Origin of the sequence: Enterococcus sp. DIV1283b (assembly GCF_051710965.1) — a bacterium.
Lineage (GTDB): Bacteria > Bacillota > Bacilli > Lactobacillales > Enterococcaceae > Enterococcus_B > Enterococcus_B lactis.
The window spans coordinates 2,399,038-2,422,864 of record NZ_JBIOLR010000001.1 but is presented as its reverse complement, the minus strand read 5'-3'; the positions used below and the strand labels follow the sequence as shown (position 1 = coordinate 2,422,864).

At 37.9% G+C, this 23,827-nt stretch carries 22 protein-coding genes, 1 tRNA gene and 1 pseudogene; 20 read left to right on the top strand and 4 right to left on the bottom strand.

Annotated elements, in window-relative coordinates; genetic code table 11:
* Positions 1-146: 146 nt before the first annotated feature.
* The 11 genes from IGJ53_RS11850 to IGJ53_RS11800 all read left to right on the top strand — a co-directional run bounded on the left by IGJ53_RS11850 (position 147) and on the right by IGJ53_RS11800 (position 10,316).
* A complete protein-coding gene (locus IGJ53_RS11850) occupies positions 147-1,631 on the top strand; it encodes a BglG family transcription antiterminator (RefSeq protein ID WP_259742333.1) in 1,485 nt (494 codons plus the stop codon).
* On the top strand, positions 1,621-2,016 hold the full coding sequence (locus IGJ53_RS11845) for a PTS sugar transporter subunit IIA (RefSeq protein ID WP_259742332.1): 396 nt from the start codon (positions 1,621-1,623) through the stop codon (positions 2,014-2,016). Before IGJ53_RS11850 ends, IGJ53_RS11845 begins: the two co-directional genes overlap by 11 nt.
* 13 nt (positions 2,017-2,029) lie before the next feature.
* On the top strand, positions 2,030-2,344 hold the full coding sequence (locus IGJ53_RS11840; RefSeq protein WP_010732894.1) for a PTS fructose transporter subunit IIB: 315 nt from the start codon (positions 2,030-2,032) through the stop codon (positions 2,342-2,344).
* Between the two features lie 15 nt (positions 2,345-2,359).
* Positions 2,360-2,812: a fructose PTS transporter subunit IIA gene (locus tag IGJ53_RS11835; RefSeq protein ID WP_002290571.1), complete on the top strand. Its 453-nt coding sequence runs from the start codon at positions 2,360-2,362 to the stop codon at positions 2,810-2,812.
* A gap of 16 nt (positions 2,813-2,828) precedes the next feature.
* Positions 2,829-3,149 (top strand): PTS fructose transporter subunit IIB, encoded by a 321-nt coding sequence (locus tag IGJ53_RS11830; protein ID WP_002315681.1) that lies wholly within the window; start codon positions 2,829-2,831, stop codon positions 3,147-3,149.
* A 20-nt stretch (positions 3,150-3,169) separates the two neighbouring features.
* Positions 3,170-4,267, top strand: coding sequence for a PTS fructose transporter subunit IIC (locus IGJ53_RS11825; RefSeq protein WP_010732896.1), 1,098 nt, complete (start codon positions 3,170-3,172; stop codon positions 4,265-4,267).
* A gap of 56 nt (positions 4,268-4,323) precedes the next feature.
* Positions 4,324-5,013 (top strand): D-allulose 6-phosphate 3-epimerase, encoded by a 690-nt coding sequence (alsE, locus tag IGJ53_RS11820; protein ID WP_010732897.1) that lies wholly within the window; start codon positions 4,324-4,326, stop codon positions 5,011-5,013.
* A 211-nt stretch (positions 5,014-5,224) separates the two neighbouring features.
* Positions 5,225-6,151 (top strand): PTS mannose/fructose/sorbose transporter subunit IIAB, encoded by a 927-nt coding sequence (locus IGJ53_RS11815; protein WP_002374862.1) that lies wholly within the window; start codon positions 5,225-5,227, stop codon positions 6,149-6,151.
* A gap of 23 nt (positions 6,152-6,174) precedes the next feature.
* Positions 6,175-6,972, top strand: coding sequence for a PTS mannose/fructose/sorbose/N-acetylgalactosamine transporter subunit IIC (locus tag IGJ53_RS11810; protein ID WP_002341162.1), 798 nt, complete (start codon positions 6,175-6,177; stop codon positions 6,970-6,972).
* Positions 6,959-7,765 (top strand): PTS system mannose/fructose/sorbose family transporter subunit IID, encoded by an 807-nt coding sequence (locus IGJ53_RS11805; RefSeq protein WP_010732899.1) that lies wholly within the window; start codon positions 6,959-6,961, stop codon positions 7,763-7,765. Before IGJ53_RS11810 ends, IGJ53_RS11805 begins: the two co-directional genes overlap by 14 nt.
* Before the next feature lie 133 nt (positions 7,766-7,898).
* Positions 7,899-10,316 carry a polysaccharide lyase 8 family protein gene (locus tag IGJ53_RS11800; RefSeq protein WP_010732900.1) on the top strand — a complete coding sequence of 806 codons (2,418 nt, stop codon included), beginning with the start codon at positions 7,899-7,901 and terminating at the stop codon, positions 10,314-10,316.
* A gap of 45 nt (positions 10,317-10,361) precedes the next feature.
* Here IGJ53_RS11800 and nrdF read toward each other — a convergent pair whose 3' ends face one another.
* The 3 genes from nrdF to nrdH form a co-directional block, all read right to left on the bottom strand.
* Positions 10,362-11,327 (bottom strand): class 1b ribonucleoside-diphosphate reductase subunit beta, encoded by a 966-nt coding sequence (nrdF, locus tag IGJ53_RS11795; protein ID WP_002287792.1) that lies wholly within the window; start codon positions 11,325-11,327, stop codon positions 10,362-10,364.
* 49 nt (positions 11,328-11,376) lie between these two features.
* Complete coding sequence (nrdE, locus tag IGJ53_RS11790; protein WP_010732901.1) at positions 11,377-13,536, bottom strand: class 1b ribonucleoside-diphosphate reductase subunit alpha; 2,160 nt, start codon at positions 13,534-13,536, stop codon at positions 11,377-11,379.
* A 158-nt stretch (positions 13,537-13,694) separates the two neighbouring features.
* Positions 13,695-13,919, bottom strand: a complete 225-nt coding sequence (gene nrdH, locus IGJ53_RS11785; RefSeq protein ID WP_002287795.1) for a glutaredoxin-like protein NrdH — start codon at positions 13,917-13,919, stop codon at positions 13,695-13,697.
* 401 nt (positions 13,920-14,320) lie between these two features.
* On the opposite strand from nrdH, the gene IGJ53_RS11780 reads away from it, so the two are divergent.
* The 6 genes and pseudogenes from IGJ53_RS11780 to IGJ53_RS11755 all read left to right on the top strand — a co-directional run bounded on the left by IGJ53_RS11780 (position 14,321) and on the right by IGJ53_RS11755 (position 20,897).
* Positions 14,321-14,794, top strand: a complete 474-nt coding sequence (locus tag IGJ53_RS11780) for a FeoA family protein (protein ID WP_259742212.1) — start codon at positions 14,321-14,323, stop codon at positions 14,792-14,794.
* Positions 14,791-16,923, top strand: a pseudogene (feoB, locus tag IGJ53_RS11775) (ferrous iron transport protein B). Before IGJ53_RS11780 ends, feoB begins: the two are co-directional and overlap by 4 nt.
* Before the next feature lies 1 nt (position 16,924).
* Positions 16,925-17,059 (top strand): hypothetical protein, encoded by a 135-nt coding sequence (locus IGJ53_RS11770; RefSeq protein WP_002290587.1) that lies wholly within the window; start codon positions 16,925-16,927, stop codon positions 17,057-17,059.
* 93 nt (positions 17,060-17,152) lie between these two features.
* The gene (locus tag IGJ53_RS11765) at positions 17,153-17,797 is read left to right on the top strand and encodes a GntR family transcriptional regulator (protein ID WP_002287801.1); all 645 of its coding nucleotides are present in this window, start codon (positions 17,153-17,155) and stop codon (positions 17,795-17,797) included.
* A 186-nt stretch (positions 17,798-17,983) separates the two neighbouring features.
* Positions 17,984-19,177, top strand: coding sequence for a quaternary amine ABC transporter ATP-binding protein (locus IGJ53_RS11760; RefSeq protein ID WP_259742211.1), 1,194 nt, complete (start codon positions 17,984-17,986; stop codon positions 19,175-19,177).
* Positions 19,170-20,897, top strand: coding sequence for an ABC transporter permease/substrate binding protein (locus tag IGJ53_RS11755; protein ID WP_259742210.1), 1,728 nt, complete (start codon positions 19,170-19,172; stop codon positions 20,895-20,897). The genes IGJ53_RS11760 and IGJ53_RS11755 overlap by 8 nt, the downstream gene beginning before the upstream one ends.
* 161 nt (positions 20,898-21,058) lie before the next feature.
* Here the strand turns inward: IGJ53_RS11755 and IGJ53_RS11750 are convergent.
* Positions 21,059-21,131: transfer RNA gene (locus tag IGJ53_RS11750), tRNA-Lys, on the bottom strand.
* A 381-nt stretch (positions 21,132-21,512) separates the two neighbouring features.
* On the opposite strand from IGJ53_RS11750, the gene IGJ53_RS11745 reads away from it, so the two are divergent.
* The 3 genes from IGJ53_RS11745 to yycF all read left to right on the top strand — a co-directional run bounded on the left by IGJ53_RS11745 (position 21,513) and on the right by yycF (position 23,823).
* Entirely contained in the window at positions 21,513-22,082 is a 570-nt protein-coding gene (locus IGJ53_RS11745; RefSeq protein ID WP_049142158.1) for a DUF1836 domain-containing protein, read from the top strand.
* Positions 22,069-22,929, top strand: a complete 861-nt coding sequence (locus IGJ53_RS11740) for a DegV family protein (protein WP_002299785.1) — start codon at positions 22,069-22,071, stop codon at positions 22,927-22,929. The genes IGJ53_RS11745 and IGJ53_RS11740 overlap by 14 nt, the downstream gene beginning before the upstream one ends.
* Positions 22,930-23,118: 189 nt before the next feature.
* A complete protein-coding gene (gene yycF, locus IGJ53_RS11735; protein WP_002288850.1) occupies positions 23,119-23,823 on the top strand; it encodes a response regulator YycF in 705 nt (234 codons plus the stop codon).
* The last annotated feature ends 4 nt before the right edge of the window (positions 23,824-23,827 follow it).

The window sequence follows — 23,827 nt, the reverse complement described above, 5'->3', positions numbered from 1 at the left end:
ACTTTATAAAAATAATAGAAGTAAAATTGGGATAAAACATCACACTTTAGAAAGCGGATACAAAAATGTCTGATGCAATGGACAAATTTCAGTGAAACAGATGGAGTAAAAATGGTTATGATAAAGATGCAAAGGGGGGAAGGATCATGACTAGTCAAATGAATCGAGAAAATAAATTAGTGTTACTATTGTCAAAACAAAATCATTACATGACTTCAGAAGAATTAGCTGATTTATTAGATACCTCGACTAAAACGGTCTACCGCTTAGTAAAAAAAATAAATACAGAATTTCAAAATGGTCACTTGATTTTATCAGAAAAGGGGAAAGGGTATAAATTAGACTACGAAAAATTTATTGAACGAAACAAAGAAACAAATAATCTATCAATTAGTCTATCGCCAAATGAACGTCAGAATCGTGTAATGGAGGAACTTTTACTGTCTTCACCAAGAGCAATCAGGATATCTGAGCTTTTTAATGCCTACGAGGTGGGTGATTCGGCAATTTCTAATGATGAGAAAAGTATCGCACAAAAGTTGAGGAAGTTTGATCTTCAATTGATTCGAAAAAATCGGACATTAGCCATCAAAGGTTTAGAAGAAGATATACGTAGAGGGCTTGCAGAAGTTATTTGGCGCATGAATATCCTTGATATCGATGAAATAAATGCTTCGAAAACGTTCAACTTCAATCGTTACGATGTCTTGTTCGTTTCAGATCAATTAAAGCTAATCGAAAAAATATTAGAAGGTGGACTTCCTTATCCTTACAATGTCAATATTTTTTCACATCTGTATATCTTGATCAGTCGCTCAAGGAAAAGGAGTGCTCCCGCCCGAGAAGAGGAACTAACCACGGAACAAATTGAATTCTTTGAAAAAGATAACCAAATTAAAAAAACGGCCGAAATCGTTATACAAAATGTTGAAAAACATCTTACAACTTCGTTATCTGTGAATGAATCTTACTATCTCTATCAGTATCTAGTTTCCTCAAGAATGGAAAAAACAACAAAAGAAATAAAAAAATTTCCAGAAGAGGTAGAAAAAATCACTACTTACTATTTAACAGAAGTAGGAAAACGAATCAATATGAAAGTGACAAATGAAAGTATTTTTATTGATCTAGCCAATCATATCAAACCAATGATCAATCGCTTAAAAAACCGTATCCACGTAAAAAATGGCTTGTTGGACCAAATTCAGCTGACCTATGAAAAAATCTATAACAGTGTGTCTGAAGTATCTAAAGAAGTCAGTCAGCACTTCAAATTATCTCTAATCAATGCAGATGAGATTGGCTTCATAACGTTGTATTTCGCACGGATGTTAGAAACACAACAATTACCGATTCAAACTTTGATTATGTGTACGACAGGTATTGGAACTTCTGAATTGCTGAAAGCAAAAATCATTAAAAAATTTCCAGATTTAAATATAGTAGATGTCATTGCGACAAAAAACTATCGTACGGCTTTAGAAAAAAATCCGAACATCGAATTGATTTTGACAACTGTTGGAATCCACTCACGATTAGGAGTCCATACATTACTTGTTAGTGCGATGCTAACAGCAGATGATCAATCACGAATCCAGAAAAAGATTGGGGAAATCTATAATGAAAGATGAGTTCATCGAAAGAATCGAAGTATCCGTTACTTCTCAACGAGAGACATATCATTGGTTAGCAAGTTCACTTTATCCTGGAGAAGAAGAGAAAATAAGTAGATTGGTGGAAGCTTTTCTTATGCGTGAACAAAATGGAAATATTCAAATCGAAGAGGGGATCATTCTTCCTCATATTGAACATGAGTTGATCACTGAATCAAAAATCATCATTTTGTATCCCCAAAAAACCATTATTCAATGGAACGAAGCAATCGAACAAGTCGATTTGATTCTTTTTGTATTGCTTTCGCCAAACGAAACTACGGAAAAAAAGAAGAAAATAGCGAATTTCATGAGATGTTTAGCGGACGAAAGATTTATTCAAACATTAAAGAAAAGAAAATAAGGAGAGACAAAAGATGAAAATCGTAGGTGTAGCCGCATGTACAGTTGGGATTGCCCATACGTATATTGCACAAGAAAAATTAGAAAATGCAGCCAAAAAAGCAGGACACGAGATGCACATCGAAACGCAAGGAACGATTGGTATCGAAAATGAATTAACCCCAGAACAAATAAAAGAAGCAGATCTCGTGATTCTGGCAATTGATGTAAAAATAAGTAGCAGAGAACGATTTGAAGGAAAACGTATTATTCAAGTACCGACAGAAATCGCCATCAAATCACCCAATAAACTAATCGAAAAAGGCGTTGAAGTCGTAAAACAAGCGTGAAGGAGTGGAAATGCCATGGAAGTAACAAACATCATCGATCCGAATACGATCAAAACAAACTTAGCAGGAACGACAAAAGAAGAAGTACTTGAAGAATTAGCAACTATATTGTTGGAAAATGCGTATATCACCGATGTAAAAGAATTTATGAAAGACATATATGCTCGTGAGAAAGAAGGGCAGACAGGTATTGGGAACTACATTGCAATTCCTCATGGAAAAAGTGCATCTGTCAAAAAGATCGGGGTAGCAATTGGAGTGACAGCTCGAGAAATCCCTTGGGAAACATTAGATGGTAAAGGGGTAAAAGGAATTATTTTGTTTGCTGTGGGTAATGATAATGAAGGGGCTAAAACTCACTTGAAGTTGTTATCTTTATTTGCAAGGAAACTAGGAAATGATGAAGTTGTTGAGCAATTGATCAAAGCAAAAGAGACAAAAGAGGTCATCGCAGCATTTGCATCATAAAAAGGAGGAAGAAAACATGAAGATCATAGGAGTAGCCGCATGTACAGTTGGGATTGCCCATACGTATATTGCACAAGAAAAATTAGAAAATGCAGCCAAAAAAGCAGGACACGAGATGCACATCGAAACGCAAGGAACGATTGGAATCGAGAATGAATTAACCCCAGAGCAAATAAAAGAAGCAGATCTCGTGATTCTGGCAATTGATGTAAAAATAAGCGGCAGAGAACGATTTGAAGGAAAACGTATCATTCAAGTCCCCACTGAAATAGCCGTAAAGTCACCCAATAAACTGATCGAAAAAGCACAAGAAATAATTGAAAAACAACTTGTTTGATCATAAGGAGGGAAAAAAAGATGGAAAAGATAAAAAAGTTAAATTTAAAGGGACATTTATTGACAGCGATTTCTTATTTGATTCCAATCGTTTGTGGAGCAGGGTTCTTGATTGCTATCGGGATGGCGTTCGGTGGAACAAGTCAAGGAACACTGGTACAAGGTGAATTTTCTTTTTTTGATGCTTTAGCAACAATGGGAGGCGCTGGTTTAGGGTTACTTCCTGTAGTCATCGCAACGGGGATTTCTTATTCTATTGCAGCAAAACCAGGGATTGCTCCAGGGTTCATCATCGGGTTGACAGCGAATGCTATTGGGGCTGGTTTTATTGGGGGGATATTAGGTGGCTATCTTTCTGGATTTCTCGTGTTAGCTATTTTAAACCATGTGAAAGTCCCAAATTGGGCAAAAGGACTGATGCCAACATTGATTATTCCCTTTGTTGCTTCCATCCTAGGTGGGTTAATCATGGTCTATATCATTGGAACCCCTGTTGCCTTGTTTACGTCTATTCTTACGAATTTCTTAGATGGATTAGGTAATTCGTCCTTGTTGATTTTTGGTGGTGTGATCGGCTTACTAAGTGGCGTTGATTATGGTGGGCCAATTAATAAAACGGTTTTTGCTTTTGTTCTCACAATGCAAGCAGAAGGAATCAATGGGCCAATTACAGCTCTCCAATTGGTGAATACGGCGACGCCTATCGGTTTTGGATTAGCTTACTTTGTCGCAAAAATATTTCGGAAAAACATCTATACAAAAGTGGAAGTCGAAACATTGAAATCAGCTGTTCCAATGGGTGTGATCAATATTGTCGAAGGTGTGATCCCACTAGTGATGAATGATATCGTTCGAGGTGTGGTTGCTACGGCCATTGGCGGATTTGCTGGTGGTGCAACGACAATGATCCTAGGCGCCGATGCAACAGTACCCTTTGGCGGTGTATTGATGATTCCGACGATGTCCAGACCTTGGGCAGGTGTGATAGCAATCTTAGTGAATGTTCTTGTGACAGCCGTTGTTTTGGCAATTATTAAAAAAGATGTGGGGAAAGAAGTCGAATCCGTAGTGGAAAAGGAAGAAGAAGATATTGACTTGGGGGACATTCAGATTTTCTAAATCCTTCATTTAGTCGGGGATTCAAGCATTGATTTTTAAATAAAGGAGTCTTATATATGAGTAAAGTTTTGTTCTCACCGTCTTTAATGACGATGGATCTAGATAAATTTAAAGAACAAATTGAGTTTTTGAATCAGCATGTCGATTCTTATCATATCGATATCATGGATGGACATTATGTACCTAATCTGACACTGTCTCCATGGTTCATTGAGGAAGTACGAAAAATCAGTCAATTACCAATGTCTGCCCATTTAATGGTCACAGACCAAAGTTTTTGGGTGAATCAATTGATTTCACAAAAATGCGAATGGATTTGTATGCATGTCGAATGTTTAGACGGGCTAGCCTTTCGATTGATCGATCAGATCCATGATGCAGGGTTAAAAGCAGGAGTCGTATTAAATCCTGAAACACCTATTGAAACAATGTTCCCTTATATTGATTTAGTGGATAAAATCACCATCATGACAGTCGATCCCGGTTTTGCTGGGCAGCGCTTCATCGAAAGCACATTAGATAAAATCGTTGATTTAAGAAAACTTCGTCAAGAAAAGGGATATCATTATTTGATCGAAATGGACGGATCTTCGAATCGAAAATCATTTAAGCGAATTGATCATGCCGGACCAGATATCTATATCATCGGACGTAGTGGATTATTTGGTTTAGACGAAGACATTGAGACATCATGGGCCATCATGAAAAGAGACTATGAGGAAACAACTGGAAAAAGTATAGAGTAAGGAAATAGTTAAAAAGGTAAGAGGCAAAAGTTTAAGAGCTACTTTTGCCTCTTACCTTTTTTGTATGCTGATCCTTTTCAGATAATTGTACAGAAATAAAAAACATAATATGTTAAGATGTTAGGTTTACGAATGAGATAAACTATGTTATAGTGTGCTTGTACAAAAGATAATATGTTAAGTGAGATTTTATTTTTGGGGAGGAAAAGTGATGCAGAATATTATATTGATTAGTCATGGCAGTATGGCTGAAGGCGTCAAGGCAAGTCTAGAAATGATCGTCGGAAAGCAAGATCATGTTCATGTCGTTGCGTTGACGCCTGATGGGGACAATCGGCAATTCGAAAAAGAATTATTAAAAAAAATGAAAGCCCTTAACGGCTCATCCTTGATTATTGCAGATCTTTTAGGTGGTACGCCATGTAATGTAGCATTAAGCAACTATCTAGAATCAGAAAATGTAGAAATTATTGCAGGGATGTCTTTACCATTAGTCATAGAAGCAACGTTGAATTCAACTGCTACGGTAAAAGAATTGATCCAAGCAGCAACAACTGGCATTGTTGATGTGAAGCAAAAAATGGAACAAACAGAAATCGAAAAAGAACCAAGCCTACCAATGGATAATAGCCAATTGTATGAGGCATATAAAGGAAAAGAAAATATCGTGAATGTCAGGATAGACGAGCGTTTGATTCATGGACAAGTTGCGGGCATCTGGGCGCCCAGTTTGCACACACAGCGAATCATTGTGATCAACGATGAAGCAGCAGCAGATTCGTTACAAAAATCTTCCTTAAGAATGGCAGCGCCTACATCGATGAGACTTTCAGTTTTGTCGGTTGAATCTGCTGCGAAAAATATACGTTCAGGAAAGTATGGAAAACAGCGTCTATTCCTAGTATTCAAAAATCCAACAGATGTCTTACGTTATTTGAAAGCTGGAGGAAAGCTAACACACGTAAATGTTGGAAATATGAGTTATAAAGAGGGGTCAAAAGACATAACCAAAAGTATCAAAGTATTAGAAGAAGAAATTGATGTGTTCGAATCAATTGCAGCAATGGATATAAATGTAACCGCTCAATTGGTACCAAATGATCCAGTTATTGACTTCATGGATAAACTGAGAAATTAAACAAAAATGAGGAGGAAGAAAGTATGCACTTAGCAGCGTATCAAATTATTCTTATTACGGTTTATGCTTTTATTGCAATCAATGATTCGCTTATTTCAAATACATTAACACAACCAGCCATCGCAGGTATGATTTCAGGAATGATCATGGGAGACTTGAAAACAGGATTGATGGTTGGAGGTACATTGCAACTAATGAGACTAGGGATTGCGGCTTTCGGTGGGGCATCAGTTCCTGATTATTTCACAGGAGCCGTCTTGGGAACAGTATTTGCGGTTATCTCTGGGAAAGGTGCAGAGTATGGTATAGGATTGGCTGTTCCAGTATCTTTATTGATGTTGCAACTTGATGTAGTCGCTCGCTTTTGTAATGTTTATCTCTTGCATCGTGTAGATAGAGCAATTGATGATATGAAAATCAATCGTATACCGCGATTAGTCTTATCTGGCTCTTTTCTTTGGGGATTATCACGAGCCATTCCGATTTTATTGATGCTTTTAGTCGGTGATGCTGCTGTTTCAACGATCACAGAAAATACACCAGAATGGTTGATGAATGGACTAAAAACTGCTGGTGGGGTGTTACCAGTCGTTGGTGTGGGAATCTTGTTGCATTACCTTCCAACAAAACAATATATTCCTTATTTACTATTGGGTTTCTTTTTAGCCGCTTATTTACAAGTGCCAATGCTTGGTATCTCAATCGTCGGTGTGATTGCTGCAATTATTGTATTTAAAAAAGATAGTGAAAAAGCAGAACATCCGACAGTGACAGCCACAAATAATGGAACATTTGAAGGAGGATATGATGGGGATGAATAACCAGAAATTAACAAAACAAGAGCTGAATGCGATTAGTTGGCGCTATATTTTAGGAAGTCAGCTGAACTGGAACTATGAACGAATGATGAGTTCTGGCTATTTATATGGGATATTACCAGTGTTGAAAAAATTCTATGGTAATGACGAATCACAATTACAGGACATGATGCGTACACATAATCAATTCTTCAATACCAACGCGATTTTCGGAAATTTAATCATGGGGATTGATGTGGCAATCGAAGAAGAAGATGGTTACAAAGCAAAAGACACAATCATTGCCTTAAAAACAGCTTTAATGGGTTCTCTTGCTGGCGTAGGTGATTCATTGTTCCATGTGATTTGGGGAACGATTTTTGGCTCGATTGCAGGAACATTAGCTCAAAGCGGCTCAATTGTTGGGTGTGTGATTTGGGTCATCGCGAATCTCGCTTTATTATTTGGACGGGCTGCGTTATTACCATTAGGATACAAACAAGGAGTCAAACTTGTCACAACTTTGAAAAACAAATTATCTGCATTCACTAATGCCGCAACAGTTTTAGGTGTCACGGTAATTGGTGCTTTGATTCCTTCCGTGGTAAAGGCAACGGTCCCATTTGTTTATAAAAAAGATGGTGTGGAATTAGTTATCCAAGATACATTAGACGCTATTTTACCCTCTCTTGTTCCAGTGTTACTTGTTTTATTAACTTATTGGATGTTGGGACAAAAGAAATTAAATTCCACACGAGTAATCTGGATCATTTTGATTCTTTCCATTGCATTAAGTGCGGTTGGTATTTTAGCTTAAAAGGAAAAGTGAGATACGTCCGTTCACACATTTGTCCAAAAAGTAGAGGCTAAGCGGTTTTCTCATTCACTAAGATAAATGTGATTTTAGCCTCTGTATATTCATACAATCTGATGAGAAAGAGGGAACAAAGATGGAGAAAAAAGGTTTGGGTAAAAGGATTCTTTTGATGAGTATGCTTAGTTTAATTAGTTTATTTGGAATGAGTATATCAACCTTTGCCGAGGAAGATGAATTTCAAAAGATGGAAGAACGATGGAAAAGTCAACTTGTCTTTGAAAAAGAAAGTCCGGAAAATGAGTCATTAAGAGCATATATAGAAGCGTTATCAAAAGAAGCGGAAAATTTATATCAAACATTGGATCAATCACCTGACCGGACCTATCTATGGCCACTTGAATCGGGAAATACTTCTTCAGCAGATTTGACGACACAATTTACGAAACTCCAGAAACTTACTTATGCCTATAAAACAAAAGGGACAACACTTTATCAACAGCCAGAGGTTGCTGCAGCAATTAAAGAGGGAATCGATTTTATGATTACCAAAAAAGGATATGATGGGAAAAAGTATTATGGAAATTGGTGGGATTGGCAAATTGGTATCCCACAAAAATTTGTGAATATCCTTCTACTGTTGCACCAAGAGCTATCCAGTGAAAAAATCCAACAATATACAGCTATTTTAAATCAATATGTACCTGATCCATTCCAGCAATTATATACTAAACCACAAGATTCATTTGTAGACCTTGCATTTATCCCTAACTTTTCAACGACTGGTGCCAATCGAACAGACTTATCATTGACTGTTTTAGGAGTAGGTATTTTACAAAAAGATGCCACAAAAATCCATCAAGCAGTGAATGGGATCAAAGATGTTTTTCAACTCGTGACAAGTGGAGATGGGTTTTACGCAGATGGTTCCTTTATCCAGCATAATGATATTCCTTATACAGGTTCTTACGGGAATGTACTAATCAAAGGAGTCGGACAGATTTTTACGATTGTGGATGGGACTTCTTATACAGCAGCTTCTGATGACATTCACGCTTTCGTAGAAAATGTAGAGAAGGCCTTTATTCCTTTGATTTACCAAGGTGAAATGCTTCCCATGGTGAATGGACGCGCTATTTCACGTGCGCCTTCAAAGACGAAGGTAGGATACGGGTCTTCAACGATGTATAATTTATTGATTGTTTCAAAATTTGCACCAGAAGATAAGCAAAAGGAACTAAAAGAAGCAGTCAAATATTGGATGCAATTGAACCCTTCGTATTATATAACGAATGTAAGAGATTATAATGATCTGGTCATGACACTATCCTTATTAGAAGACCAGACGATTTTAGGGAAGGATTTACCATTCATAGGGACAAAAATGTATCATAAAATGGATCGTTTTGTTCAGCGTACCAGTAAGTATATGGTAGGAATCAGTATGTATTCGAACCGTATCTCTTCTTTTGAAGCAGGAAATAAAGAAAACAAACGTGGCTGGCATACATCGGATGGGATGGTCTACTTATATAATGAGGATGATGTACAATTCGGTAAAAGCTATTGGCCGACTGTCGATCCTTATCGATTGCCAGGAACAACGGTCGATACAGTCCCTTTAAAAGATGAAATCTCTTCTTTTACGACTGTGCGATCAAATGAGAAAGCCGTTGGCGGTGTATCAAATGAAGGTCAGGCAGTGGTAGGTATGGCTCTAAATAAAACTGGAACAAAGAATAATGGGGCAGTTTTGCCAATGGATGTCAAAGGGAAAAAATCGTGGTTTGTGCTTGACGATCAATTGATTGCGCTTGGTTCGGGAATTACCGGTAACACAAATGCGTCTATTGAAACGATTATAGATAATCGTTTATTAAACGATCAGTTTACTTATAAAGTTATAACAGAAACAGGAGAAGTTACCCAGCCAATCGAACAAAGTGAAAAAGAATGGTTATTGTTACAATCAAGTCAACCAGAAACATCGATCGGTTATTATTTTCCTGAGAAAGAAACAGTACAAGTGATAAGTGAAGAACGGCAAGGTACTTATAGGGAAATCAACGAATCATTTCCTAGTGATGAAGTTTATCATGGAAGTTATCGGAAGTTTTTGATCAATCATGGAAAACATCCAATCAATGAAGCTTATGCATATGTGATATTACCAGGAGTGAACGAAAAAGGATTAAAAGAATATGCAGAAAAAGAACCAGTTACTATTCTTCAAAATACTCCAAAAATTCAAGCAGTAAAAGTAAAAGAATCCGGTTATTTGGGTATCAATTTTTGGGATAATACTGGTGGAGAATTAGATGGATTAAAAACAGATAAACCACTTTCTGTATTAAAGAAAATAAACGAACAAGAAAAAAGTTATACGTTTGCTGATCTTGCTCATACAAAGACGAAAATAACAATTGAATTACCAAATGATTTTGAAGCTATTCGAAGCATGAGTGAAGGAATTACCTATGATGAGCAGATGGGTCGCTTTACTATTGATTTTTCGCAAACATCGGATACACAAAAACAAATTGTCGTGGAATAAAAAAAGCGCACAAGAATATTCTATTCTTGTGCGTAATTTTTTTCCTTATTCCAATCCAATCAAATAATCGTCATCTTTCATCGCTTCTACATGACCTAACAAATAGCCGTTTCCGACTTGTGAGAAGAAGTCATGGTTGCTTGTGCCTGTTGAAATCCCGTTCATTACGATTGGGTTGACATCATTGGCAGTATCTGGGAAGAGTGGATCCATCCCTAGGTTCATCAATGCTTTGTTGGCATTATAGCGTAGGAATGTTTTGACTTCTTCTGTCCAACCGATTGGATCGTATAATTCTTCTGTATAACGTTCTTCGTTTTCATAAAGCTCATAAAGAAGATTGTACATCCAGTCTTTCAACGTTTCTTGTTCTGCTTCAGGCAATTCGTTGAAACCTAATTGGAATTTGTAACCGATGTAGGTTCCATGTACCGATTCATCTCGGATGATTAGTTTGATGATCTCTGCTACGTTTGCCAATTTGTTGTTTCCTAAATAATAAAGAGGAGTATAAAAACCTGAATAGAACAAGAATGTTTCTAAAAAGACGCTGGCAATTTTCTTTTCTAGCGGTGTACCGTGTTTGTAGATTTCATTGATACGCTCAGCTTTTTTTTGCAGATAAGGATTCGTATTCGTCCAGTCAAAAATTTCTTCGATTTCTTTTTTCGTGTTCAGTGTACTAAAAATAGAAGAATAACTTTTGGCATGAACGGATTCCATGAATTGGATATTGTTCAAAACGGCTTCTTCATGGGGAGTGCGGACATCTTTACGCAACTGATCCATACCGCTTTCAGATTGGACAGTATCCAGCAGTGTCAAACCGCCGAATACATGTCCTACTGTATCTTTTTCCAATTGAGACAATGTGCGCCAATCATCTAGGTCATTTGAAAGTGGGATACGTGTATCTAGCCAAAATTGCTCCGTCAGCTTCTCCCAAGTGGATTTATCAATGATATCTTCAATTTCATTCCAGTTTATTGCTTCATAATATGTTTCTGACATGAGAATGCTCCTTTAATTAAAATATGAATAAGCGAATCTATCTATGATATTAGATCACGCAGCTTTCACATTGATTGCTTCCGATTTCTTCTGCATCATCAGTAAAGGTACGTACATAATAAATGGATTTGATTCCTTTATGGAAAGCGTAATGTCTTAAAATATTCAAATCACGTGTCGTTTGCTTCGTTGTTGTCTTCCATTCATAAATACCTTCTGGGATTTCAGAACGCATGAATAAAGTCAAACTCATGCCTTGATCGACGTGTTGTTGTGCCGTTGCATAAACATCGATCACTTTACGCATGTCCATATCATAAGCAGAAGTGTAATATGGAATCGTCTCATTGGATAAATAAGGCGCTGGGTAATAAATTTTACCGATTTTCTTCTCTTGGCGTTCTTCGATCATGCGAGTGATAGGATGAATGCTTGCACTCGTATCATTGATATATGAAATCGAGCCATTTGGTGCTACTGCCAAGCGATTTTGGTGATATAGCCCATCTTTCATTACTGCTTGTTTCAAGGCATTCCAATCTTCAGCAGTTGGAATAAAAATCCCTTCAAACAATGCTTTGACTTTTTCTGATTTTGGCTGGAATTCTCCAGTTACGTATTTTTCGAAATAAGTGCCGTCAGCATAAGCTGATTTTTCAAAATTATGGAAAACTTGTTTTCTTTCACGAGCGATATTGTTGCTTTCAACAAGTGTCCAATAATTCAACAGCATGAAGTAAATATTTGTAAAGTCTAATGAATCCTCTGAGCCATATTCCATTTGTTCTTTTGCAAGATAAGTGTGTAGACCCATGGCACCTAATCCAATCGTATGATTCAGATTATTTCCGTTTTGGATCGGTGGTACGACATCGATATCAGATGCATCTGTAATAAATGTCAATGCACGAGTCATCGTACGCACAGATTGACCAAAGTTAGGGCTTTGCATCAAATTCACGATATTTGTCGAACCTAAGTTACATGAGATATCTGTTCCTAATACTTCATACTCCTGTTTGCCGTTGATCACAGAAGGCGTTTGAACTTGTAAAATCTCTGAACATAAATTACTCATGATAATCTTACCGTCGATTGGATTCTCGCGGTTCGCTGTATCAATATTGATTACGTAAGGATAGCCAGATTCTTGTTGTAATTTTGAGATTTCATTTTCAAGATCACGCGCTTTGATTTTTTGTTTGCGAATGTTTGGATTTGCAACTAGATGATCATACTCAGCTGTAATATCTACATAAGAGAATGGGACACCATATTCTTTTTCGACACTATACGGACTAAATAAATACATATCTTCGTTTTTGCGTGTCAATTCATAAAATTTATCAGGTACGATCACACCAAGAGAAAGAGTTTTTACGCGAATCTTTTCATCTGCATTTTCTTTTTTTGCTGAAAGGAAAGCAATAATGTCTGGATGGAACACATTCAAATAAACCACACCAGCTCCTTGACGCTGACCTAATTGATTAGAATAGCTGAAACTATCTTCGAATAATTTCATGACTGGAACGACACCACTCGCAGCACCCTCGTATCCTTTGATAGGAGCGCCGGCTTCACGAAGATTTGATAAAGTAATCCCCACACCGCCACCAATACGGGACAATTGCAAAGCAGAGTTGATTGAGCGCCCGATAGAGTTCATATCGTCAGTGACTTGAGTCAAGAAACAAGACACCAATTCGCCCCGACGTTTACGTCCAGCATTCAAGAAAGAAGGTGTAGCTGGCTGATAACGTTGATGAATCATTTCATCTGCAAGAGCAAGTGCTAATTCTTCATCCCCGTTTGCAAAGTAAAGCGCATTGAAGGCTACTCGATCTTCATAAGTTTCCAGATAAGCGGAACCGTCGTTGGTTTTCAACGCATATTGAGAATAAAATTTGTAAGCAGCCATAAAAGATTTGAAAGAAAAATGTTGTTCGTCCAAAAATTGATATAGCTTTTCAATAAATGATGGTGAATATAATTGGATGAATTCTGCTTCTATATATTCTTGATCGATCAAGTAATTGATTTTTTCCATAATAGATGGAAAAGTCATCGTATTTGGTTTGACATTTTCTTCAAAAAAGGCAGCCAAAGCTTCTTTATCCTTATTCAAAGGGATTTGACCATTGACTGGTCGATTGATTTCATTATTCAGCTTGAAATAACTGACATCTTGTAAATTTTTAAGACTCATACGTACGCCCAACCTTCATTTCGTATTTGATGATGCTTGATTGCAAATCATTGCATTGTTTTTAAGCTTTAAAAAAGGATTTGGAAGTTTGCGACAAAAACTGGTGCTGTCTCAAGCCCTTCAAATCCATGTATCTTGTTTTGATTCTTTTAGTCATGTTAGCTAGCAAGTTTACGCAACTGATCAGGACGGAATCCGATAACTGTTTCTGCATCGGAAGTAATGACAGGAACACTTTGGAATCCTTGTGCTTTCAACCAGTCTACTGCTTCCGGTTGTTCATCGATATTGACTTCTTCAAAAGCAATTTGATTTTCTGTTAAAAAACGTTTGACCATCTTGCATTGCATACAATTATTTTTAGAAAAGATTTTTACGTTCATAATGAGTGCCTCCTCTAAACACATTCTTATTATCTATAATAGATAGTATAAAACTCTTAGTAAAAAAGTCAAACAACAAACACTACATATTGTGTTGTGGAAACTGTGGAATACTAAGTTTTGTGTTTTTGAAAAAAGAGCTGAAAACAAGTATCGTGTGGGAAAATAGCAAATCTAATAGAGAAAAAATTGTGGAAAACTATGAAGAAATATTTTTTTCTCATTTTTATCTATCAATAATAAAGAATCGCTCATAATATCACAAGTGTAATTGACATTCTCAATTACCGAGAGTATTCTATGTGAGAATGATTCTCATTTATTTGCGTAATACGTAAGAAAACTAGAACATAGAATGAATGATTTCAATACATGATTTATTTCACAAGAGAGGAATCAATATGCAGACCTTAGCGCAGGCAAAGCAAAACTTCGTTTATCAAGTCGAACGAATCGAAACAGAAGAAAAAACAAAACGCCATTTGCAAAATATTGGGGTCGTTGCCGGAAGTAAAATCGTCGTCGTCAATTTATCAGGCAACAATGCCATTTTACTGGTAAAAAGTCATCGAGTGGCAGTAAGTCGGGAAATACTAAGTCAGATCTTTGTCAATAAAAAGACTGCTTCCTCTGAAAGCTGGACTTCTCTTGATCAATTAAAAGCAGGAGAGACTGGGATCGTCGTAGCCATCCACGGACAAGGCGCAGTGAAGCGGCGGTTGATGGATATGGGATTGACGCGAAATGTAAAAATAGTCATCCGAAAACTAGCCCCTCTAGGAGATCCAATCGAACTGACAGTGCGAGGATATGAATTGACGTTACGAAAGTCAGAGGCTGAATTAGTCTTGGTACAAAGGGAGGAAAACGAATGAATATCGCGTTAGTCGGAAATCCAAACAGCGGAAAAACGAGCTTGTTCAATCTCTTGACTGGTTCGAATCAATATGTAGGGAATTGGCCGGGCGTAACAGTAGAAAAAAAAGAAGGATCGTTGAAAAAAAATCCGAACATTCATATTCAAGACCTACCTGGCATCTATTCTTTGTCTCCTTATACACCCGAAGAAGTGATTGCAAGAGATTATTTGGTTCATGAACAGCCTGAACTGATCATCAACATTATTGATGCTACCAATTTAGAGCGGAATCTATATTTAACTACGCAGTTATTAGATTTAGACATTCCTATGATCATTGGTCTGAATATGATGGATGTCATCAAAAAAGAAGGAAAAAAAATCAACCTAGAAAAGCTTTCCTATGGTCTTGGTGTACCAGTTTTACCAATCAGCGTATTGAAAAAGCAAGGAATCGAAAAATTAATCGAAAAGATTCAGGAGTCTGCAAAAAAACGGCCCTCTATTCCTGTTCCCTGTACATAAGATTCGCGTTTAGAAGCAGCTTTACATGAAATTGAAGATGTACTAGGAGAAAAAAGCAGCAAGAAACGCTGGTATGCAATGAAATATTTTGAAAGAGATCAGAAGGTGAATGAGGATGATGAGATAACAATTTCTCAGCAAAAAGAAATCGAACAACTGATCCAGTTGACAGAGAAACTATTGGATGACGATAGTGAAACGATTCTAGTCAATGAACGTTATGAATTTATTACCCAATTATGTGCACTATCTGTCGTGTCAAATGATTCTTTCCAATTATCGATGAGTGACAAAATCGATCAGATTGCAACGAATCGTTGGTTAGCCTTGCCAATCTTTGCATTTGTGATGTGGCTGATTTATTACTTGGCTATTCAAACAGTAGGAACAATGGGGACAGATTGGATCAATGATACATTGTTTGGAACGTGGCTACCAGAACATGTTGGCAGACTGTTAGCTGAATGGCAAGTAGCTGGATGGATGCAGGAGCTGATCTTGAACGGCATCATTGCAGGCGTGGGAGCAGTATTAGGATTTTTACCGCAATTGATCGTATTGTTTTTATGCTTGAGCTTTCTAGAAGACTGCGGATATATGGCGAGGATCGCTTTTGTCATGGATCGACTTTTCCGGAAATTCGGGCTTTCAGGAAAATCCTTTATTCCTATGCTGATTGCCACGGGATGTGGCGTACCAGGCGTCATGGCTACTCGCACGATTGAAAACGAGCAAGATCGTCGGTTGACGATCATGGTCACGACATTCATGCCTTGTTCTGCAAAGTTGCCGATTATTGCCTTAGTAGCAGGGGCCTTTTTTCCTCACCAATCTTGGGTAGCTCCTTCTGCCTATTTTCTTGGGATGACTGCAATTATTTTCTCTGGAATCAGCTTGAAAAAAACGCGTTTGTTTGCCGGAGAAACAGCTCCGTTTATCATGGAATTGCCTGCATATCATTTTCCTCAATGGTCAACGATCCTAAGACAAACCTATGACCGCAGCAAGTCTTTTGTTAAAAAAGCAGGAACGATTATCTTTGTTTCTAGTATCGTGATCTGGTTTAGCTCTTCTTATAATTTTTATGCTCAACCTGTTCCTGAAGACCAAAGTATCCTAGCCTTTTTCGGACGAATCCTGGCTGTTGTTTTTCAGCCGCTTGGTTGGGGGAATTGGCAAGGAACTGTCGCAGCGATTACAGGATTAGTTGCTAAAGAAAATATTATTGGCACATTTGGTATTTTGTTTGGACATGCGGAAGTATCCGAAAATGGCAGAGAAATCTGGCAAGTGCTACAACACACATATACTCCCGCAGCAGCTTATTCATTGTTAGCCTTCAATTTACTTTGTGCGCCTTGTTTTGCGGCAATTGGGGCTATCCATCGGGAAATGAATGCCAAGAAATGGACTTGGATCGCCATAGGCTATCAATGCGGTTTAGCTTATTTAGTTAGTTTTGTGATCTATCAGTTGGGACACTTATTGGAAGGTGGACAGGTAGCCTTAGGGACGTATCTTGCTATTTTACTGATGATAGGTCTCGTTTATGTTTTGTTCCGTCAGCCAAAATCCAAGAACCAGTTTTATACTATATTGTCATTAGAAGGAGAGGAATAGGATGGCGACATTCTTATTAAGTGTATTAATCTTTGGAAGTGCAGGAGCGATTGTCTATACTCGTTTAAAATCCGGAAAGAATTGTGATGACTGTCAAACAGCTTGCCCAGTAAAAAAGGAACAGATCAAGCGATGAGCAGTCGTTGCAAGAGGCTGTTCTCCCCTTTTTTGCTTATTTTGCTAGAGCATAGTAAGATGAGGGAAAGTAAAAAAAGAAAGAGGAAAGAAAATGTCTGGAAAGAAAAAAATCGTCCGCCCGCGCTATCAGCAGATTGCTGTTGATTTAGCCGAACGTATCGTTGAAAACCGATATAAAGTGGGTGAGAAGATCCATGCTCGCTCAACGCTTGCCAGTACGTACAATGCTTCTCCTGAGACTACCCGAAAGGCTATCAATGTGCTGGTAGATCTTGGGATCATGGAAGTACGGCATGGGAGTGGGGCATTTGTTGCCTCGAAAGAAAAAGCAAAAGATTTCCTATTGCAGTATCAAGATGTACAATCTATCCAAGATACAAAAGCAGAAATCATGGCGAGTGTGGAGAAGCAACAAGATGAGCTGAATCATTTTTCTCAATTATTGGATCAGCTGGTCAATCAAACGAAGCGAATACATAAGATGAACCCGTTACTTCCGTTTGAATTGTCTTTATCAGAAAAAGCAATGCATCTGGACCGTTCGATTAGCGAGTTGAATATCTGGCAGGCGACTGGTGCTACAGTTATCGCAATTTCTCATAACGAAGAACTACTTGTTTCACCTGGACCTTATGCTAAATTTACGGCAGGGGATATCGTTCATTTTATTGGAAATGAGTATACGCTACAGCGTATGACAAACTTTTTTTACCCGGAACATCAGCTTGCAGAATGATTGTGTGAAATATTATAAAAATATTAACTTGGCTAAACCTTTTATTTATAAAGATTTAACCAAGTTTTTTTCTGTTTAGACAAGCAAATTTCTTTCATTTTTGACAAAGTGACTACATGATGTTAACATAGTGTGGTCACTTTTTTCAGAAAGAAAAATGAATTTACATAAAAAAGGAGAATTTGTTTGGTAAAAGTAGAAGTAAAACATTTAACAAAGATATTTGGTAAAAAGACACAAGCCGCTTTAGATATGATGAATGATCACCAGCCGAAAACGGAGATTTTAAAGAAAACCGGTGCAACGGTTGGTGTGTATGACGTGAATTTTGACGTAAAAGAAGGAGAAATCTTCGTGATCATGGGGCTTTCCGGGAGTGGGAAATCCACATTGATCCGTCTATTGAATCGTCTGATTGAGCCAACTTCGGGCAGTATCTATATTGATGGAGAAGATGTATCGAAGTTAAGTAAAGAAGAATTGCGAGAAGTCCGTCGTCATAAAATCAATATGGTTTTCCAAAACTTCGGTCTGTTTCCACATCGAACGATCTTGGAAAATACAGAATACGGGTTAGAAGTCCGTGGTGTACCTAAAGAAGAACGACAAGAAAAAGCAGAAAAAGCATTAGAAAATTCTAGTTTGCTTTCATTTAAAGACCAATATCCTAGTCAGTTATCTGGTGGGATGCAACAACGGGTTGGCCTAGCCAGAGCTTTAGCAAATGATCCTGAGATCTTGCTGATGGACGAAGCGTTCTCGGCTCTTGATCCGCTGATCCGGCGAGAAATGCAAGACGAATTACTGGACCTGCAAGCCAATGTTCAAAAAACGATTATTTTCATTACCCATGATTTGAATGAAGCTTTACGGATCGGGGACAGAATCGCATTAATGAAAGACGGCGAAATCATGCAGATCGGAACAGGTGAAGAAATATTGACCAATCCAGCAAATGATTACGTACGTGAATTTGTGGAAGAAGTCGATCGTTCCAAAGTGCTTACTGCTCAAAACATCATGGTACCTGCATTGACGACGAATATCGAATCTGATGGACCAAATGTCGCATTGACAAGGATGCGTAATGAAGAAGTCAGCATGCTGATGGCTGTTGACCGAAAGAGACACCTGAAAGGAATCATTACTGCAGATCAGGCGTTAGAAGCTAGGAAGCAAAAACGTCCATTGATCGACTTCCTAGATGAAAATGTGACGGTGATTGGGAAAGACATGGTGGTAAGTGATATTTTCAATATTATTTATGACTCACCGACTCCACTTGCAGTTGTAGAGGATGGAAAATTAAAAGGTGTCGTCATCCGAGGTAGTGTGATTGAAGCATTAGCAGAAATAAGCGAGGTGAGTGAACATGAATAATCTATTGAACTATCAATTACCAGTGGCAAACTGGGTAGAAAATATCACAGAATGGTTTACGACAACTTTTTCTGGCCTATTTTCATTTTTACAAACGATTGGACAGGCAGTGATGTCGGGGATTACAAATTTACTGTTAGTGATTCCAGCTCCTTTGTTTATCTTGTTATTGACGGTAGCAGCTTTCTTTATTTCTAAGAAACGTCCAGGACTTACGTTGTTCACATTAATCGGTCTATGGTTTATTTATAACCAAGGTCTATGGAATGATTTGATGAATACTGTCACACTTGTTCTTTTATCTAGTGTGATCTCGATCATCATTGGGGTACCATTAGGGATCTTGATGGCAAAAAGCAGTAAAGCCCAAAGTATTATCAAACCGATCCTTGACTTTATGCAGACAATGCCAGGATTCGTTTATTTGATTCCAGCAGTTGCATTTTTCGGTATCGGGATGGTTCCAGGGGTATTTGCCTCAGTCATCTTTGCTCTGCCACCAACCGTTCGTTTTACGAATTTAGGGATTCGACAAGTTCCTAAAGAATTAGTAGAAGCTTCTGATTCATTCGGGAGCACAAGTCGTCAAAAACTATTCAAACTAGAATTGCCTTTAGCTAAAAGTACGATCATGGCAGGGATCAATCAAACAACAATGCTGTCACTTTCAATGGTCGTTATTGCCTCTATGATCGGTGCACCCGGCTTAGGACGCGGCGTATTATCAGCATTGCAAAGAGCACAAGTCGGGAATGGATTTGTCAACGGGGTTGCATTAGTTATCTTAGCAATCATCATTGACCGTTTTACACAGCATTTGAACCAGCCAAACAATAAAAAAGCTGCAGGAGCAATAACACAGAAAAGTAAAAAACGTCAAGGACTGATCATTGGTGCTGTAGTAGTAGTGATCTTAGGTGCGATTGGTATAGGGAGTTTTTCATCTGCCAAAGAAACAAAACGTATCAACTTATCTTATGTTGAATGGGATACAGAAGTTGCTTCAACAAATGTAGTCGGTGAAGTATTGAAACAAATGGGCTATGATGTAACGATGACGCCATTAGATAATTCAATCATGTGGAAATCTGTTTCAAATGGCGAGTCAGATGCCATGGTTTCAGCTTGGCTACCTAAAACTCATGGTTCACAATATGCACAATATAAAGATCAAGTCGAAGACCTAGGTGCCAATTTGACAGGAGCAAAAGTTGGTTTAGCAGTGCCAGCCTACATGGATGTAAATTCGATCGATGAGTTAACCGATCAGGCAGGTAAGAAAATCATAGGAATCGAGCCAGGAGCTGGTGTAGTTACGGCTGCTGAAAACACGATCCAAAAATATGACAACTTGAAAGACTGGAAAGTAGAGACATCTTCTTCAGGAGCAATGACCGTTGCACTAGGTCAAGCGATCAAAAAACACGAACCAATTGTAGTTACAGGATGGACACCTCATTGGATGTTTGCCAAATATGATCTGAAATACTTAGAAGATCCTGAAAACGGAATGGGAAGCGAAGAGCAGATCCATACGATGGTTCGAAAAGGATTGAAAGAAGACCAGCCAGAAGCTTACAAAGTATTAGACAATTTCCATTGGTCAGAAAAAGATATGGAAAAAGTTATGTTGGAAATCAACAATGGAAAAGATCCACAGCAAGCAGCAAAAGACTGGATCAAAGAGAACCAAGAATTAGTCGAAAGCTGGAAAAAATAAAAAGACAGACACGAAATAAATGGAGCTTCCAAAATTGGATCAAAAATCCAGTTTTGGAAGCTCCATATTCGTCTGTCTTATAAAAAAAGAGAATGCGCAGTTCGTCTTCGAAACGTCCGAAGACGCCGACAAACTACCATTCTCGTGGGTTTGGCACCCAATGGGCCGTGAGGGGCTCGAACCCGCGACCCGCTGATTAAGAGTCAGCTGCTCTACCAACTGAGCTAACGGCCCGTACAAAAAGTACTTAATAATAGTAGCACTAAGAATTTTAAAATGCAAGACTACATTTAAAGAAAATCAGAAAAATCTTTACTTCCTTATAGGAAATCATTCATAGATTATTCACATTTGCTCGCTATTATATAAGCATACCAACAAACAAAGTTCTTGCAAGAGAACAAACCCTAACACTTTTTTCATTTTTTACTCCTTTCCCGCCGTCTCCCCGGCGGGTCTCCTGTTCTTAACGATAAAAGACAAGAAGGCTTGGCCTTCTTGTTTTTTTGCTTTTATAAAATTCCATTAATTAAATCATCTAGTTCAAACAACTAGATTGAATGTTTATGATAACTTTGGTATCATGTTAATGAAATGAAAAAAGGAGCGGTTACGATGGAAAAAATGCGTCAGCAATTAATAGAGTGGGGAAAAGAACTGGAAACATTCCGTCTGCCTCACTGGGAAGAGCTCCCCGACCTAGAACTTTATATGGATCAAGTCAGAACGTTAGTTGATCGTTATCTTTCACCTGTGATACAAGGAGAAAAGCATCCATTGCTGACCTCCTCTATGGTAAACAACTACGTTAAACTAGGTTTGATACCAGCACCAGTTAAAAAAAGATACAACAAAGAACACGTAGCATTTTTACTTGCAATTACTACATTGAAACAAGTATTGACTATTCCTGAAATCAAAGAAGGAATATTGTTCCAAGGAAAAACAGTGGGGATTCGTGAAGCTTATAATCTATTCTGTGATGAACAAGAAGCAGCTGTATGGATGGTTAGCCAATTAGCACAAGGCAAATCCCATCCCCAAAAATTCGACCAGGCGACCCCTGTAGAATATATTGCTGTAAGAGCAGCAACTTTATCGTTTGCAATGAAACTTCTTGCGGAAAAAACGATTGTTCTAGAAACCGAATATTTAAAAGAGGAGAAAACAAATGAAAAACAATAAAATCGCAATTTTAGTAGATTCAGGTACGGATGTGCCAGAAGAATTGATAAAAAAATACGAGATGTATATGATCCCATTGAAAATTATTTATAAAGATCAGGTATATACAGATAAAATTGACATTACCCCTGAAGAGATCTATCAACGTTTGCCAGAGGAAATCCCTGGTACATCTTTGCCGGATGGTGAGTCGATCACAGAAATCTTTGAGCAAATCAAAAAAGACGGTTATGAAAAGGTACTTGCGGTAACAATTTCCAGTGGATTGAGCGGGACATATAATGTGGTTCGTTTAATTGCACAACAGCAAGAAGAATTGGAAGCATATGTACTAGATACGAAAAATATTGGTATTGGTGCAGGTTTTTCTGCGATCCAAGCAGCAAAATGGCTGGAAGAAGGAGTAGAATGGGATCAACTGATCAGTAATCTGAATGAGTTAGTCGAAAGAACAAAAGTTTTCTTTAATGTTGCGACATTGGAATATCTTCAAAAAGGTGGACGGATCGGTTTAGTTGCTTCTATTGTAGGAACCGCTTTAAAACTTAACCCAATCATCTCATGTAATGAAGAAGGGATTTATTACACAGTAGGAAAAGCTAGGGGACGTAAAAAAAGTTTGGATAAAACGGTTGCTTACGTCAAAGAAAAAATCGGTAATGCAAAGGTCTTCAACTTAGCTGTTGCCCATGGGGATGCGAAAGAAGAAGCAATTGAAATGGAAGCGAGACTTAAAAGAGAGTTCCCACAAGCAAACCAAATCTACTTTGGCCAGATTTCTCCGGCATTAGTAGTCCACACTGGTCCGGGATTATTGGGTGTCGGTATACAAGTTTTAGAAGGATAAATCAAAAAAAGGAAACACTGAGGTGAAAATCAGTGTTTTCCTTTTTTATTGAAGTTAGAACAAAAAATAATAAAGTATTTTGCACTTTCATTTTAATTTTCTCTTTTGTTTTATAGGCAAAGATGAAACAAAAGCAGAAATACGGTATAATGAGAAGGTATGACAATAATATATAAGAGGTGGCTCTTTATGAAAAAAGTTTTAGTTGTCGATGATGAGAAGCCGATTTCGGATATCGTTAAATTCAATTTAGCCAAAGAAGGCTATGATGTTTATACTGCATATGATGGGGAAGAAGCCTTGGAAAAAGTTGCTGAGGTAGAACCTGATTTGATTTTACTTGATTTGATGCTACCTAAAATGGACGGCTTAGAAGTTGCTCGTGAGGTACGCAAAACTTATGATATGCCGATCATTATGGTAACAGCTAAAGATTCTGAAATTGATAAAGTCCTAGGCTTAGAGTTAGGCGCCGATGATTACGTGACCAAGCCATTTTCCAACCGAGAATTAGTTGCACGTGTCAAAGCAAATCTTCGTCGCGGTGCCACGGCTGCGAAGGAACCAGAAGAGGCAGCACCTGCGGAATTGACGATTGGTGATTTGACGATCCATCCAGAAGCTTACATGGTGACGAAACGAGGAGAAACAATCGAGTTAACACATCGTGAATTCGAACTACTCTTTTACTTGGCGAAGCACCTTGGACAAGTGATGACAAGAGAACATTTATTACAAACGGTTTGGGGTTATGATTATTTTGGAGATGTACGAACAGTGGATGTAACTGTACGTCGTTTGCGTGAAAAGATCGAAGATAATCCAAGCCATCCAAATTATTTAGTGACACGTCGTGGTGTCGGTTACTATTTGCGTAACCCAGAACAGGAGTAATTGG

Excerpts from the sequence above, each read along its gene's own strand:
- IGJ53_RS11850 (WP_259742333.1), top strand. The coding sequence starts at position 147 with ATGACTAGTCAAATGAATCGAGAAAATAAATTAGTGTTACTATTGTCA.
- IGJ53_RS11845 (WP_259742332.1), top strand. The coding sequence starts at position 1,621 with ATGAAAGATGAGTTCATCGAAAGAATCGAAGTATCCGTTACTTCTCAA.
- IGJ53_RS11840 (WP_010732894.1), top strand. The coding sequence starts at position 2,030 with ATGAAAATCGTAGGTGTAGCCGCATGTACAGTTGGGATTGCCCATACG.
- IGJ53_RS11835 (WP_002290571.1), top strand. The coding sequence starts at position 2,360 with ATGGAAGTAACAAACATCATCGATCCGAATACGATCAAAACAAACTTA.
- IGJ53_RS11830 (WP_002315681.1), top strand. The coding sequence starts at position 2,829 with ATGAAGATCATAGGAGTAGCCGCATGTACAGTTGGGATTGCCCATACG.
- IGJ53_RS11825 (WP_010732896.1), top strand. The coding sequence starts at position 3,170 with ATGGAAAAGATAAAAAAGTTAAATTTAAAGGGACATTTATTGACAGCG.
- alsE (WP_010732897.1), top strand. The coding sequence starts at position 4,324 with ATGAGTAAAGTTTTGTTCTCACCGTCTTTAATGACGATGGATCTAGAT.
- IGJ53_RS11815 (WP_002374862.1), top strand. The coding sequence starts at position 5,225 with ATGCAGAATATTATATTGATTAGTCATGGCAGTATGGCTGAAGGCGTC.
- IGJ53_RS11810 (WP_002341162.1), top strand. The coding sequence starts at position 6,175 with ATGCACTTAGCAGCGTATCAAATTATTCTTATTACGGTTTATGCTTTT.
- IGJ53_RS11805 (WP_010732899.1), top strand. The coding sequence starts at position 6,959 with ATGGGGATGAATAACCAGAAATTAACAAAACAAGAGCTGAATGCGATT.
- IGJ53_RS11800 (WP_010732900.1), top strand. The coding sequence starts at position 7,899 with ATGGAGAAAAAAGGTTTGGGTAAAAGGATTCTTTTGATGAGTATGCTT.
- nrdF (WP_002287792.1), bottom strand. The coding sequence starts at position 11,327 with ATGTCAGAAACATATTATGAAGCAATAAACTGGAATGAAATTGAAGAT.
- nrdE (WP_010732901.1), bottom strand. The coding sequence starts at position 13,536 with ATGAGTCTTAAAAATTTACAAGATGTCAGTTATTTCAAGCTGAATAAT.
- nrdH (WP_002287795.1), bottom strand. The coding sequence starts at position 13,919 with ATGAACGTAAAAATCTTTTCTAAAAATAATTGTATGCAATGCAAGATG.
- IGJ53_RS11780 (WP_259742212.1), top strand. The coding sequence starts at position 14,321 with ATGCAGACCTTAGCGCAGGCAAAGCAAAACTTCGTTTATCAAGTCGAA.
- IGJ53_RS11770 (WP_002290587.1), top strand. The coding sequence starts at position 16,925 with ATGGCGACATTCTTATTAAGTGTATTAATCTTTGGAAGTGCAGGAGCG.
- IGJ53_RS11765 (WP_002287801.1), top strand. The coding sequence starts at position 17,153 with ATGTCTGGAAAGAAAAAAATCGTCCGCCCGCGCTATCAGCAGATTGCT.
- IGJ53_RS11755 (WP_259742210.1), top strand. The coding sequence starts at position 19,170 with ATGAATAATCTATTGAACTATCAATTACCAGTGGCAAACTGGGTAGAA.
- IGJ53_RS11745 (WP_049142158.1), top strand. The coding sequence starts at position 21,513 with ATGGAAAAAATGCGTCAGCAATTAATAGAGTGGGGAAAAGAACTGGAA.
- IGJ53_RS11740 (WP_002299785.1), top strand. The coding sequence starts at position 22,069 with ATGAAAAACAATAAAATCGCAATTTTAGTAGATTCAGGTACGGATGTG.
- yycF (WP_002288850.1), top strand. The coding sequence starts at position 23,119 with ATGAAAAAAGTTTTAGTTGTCGATGATGAGAAGCCGATTTCGGATATC.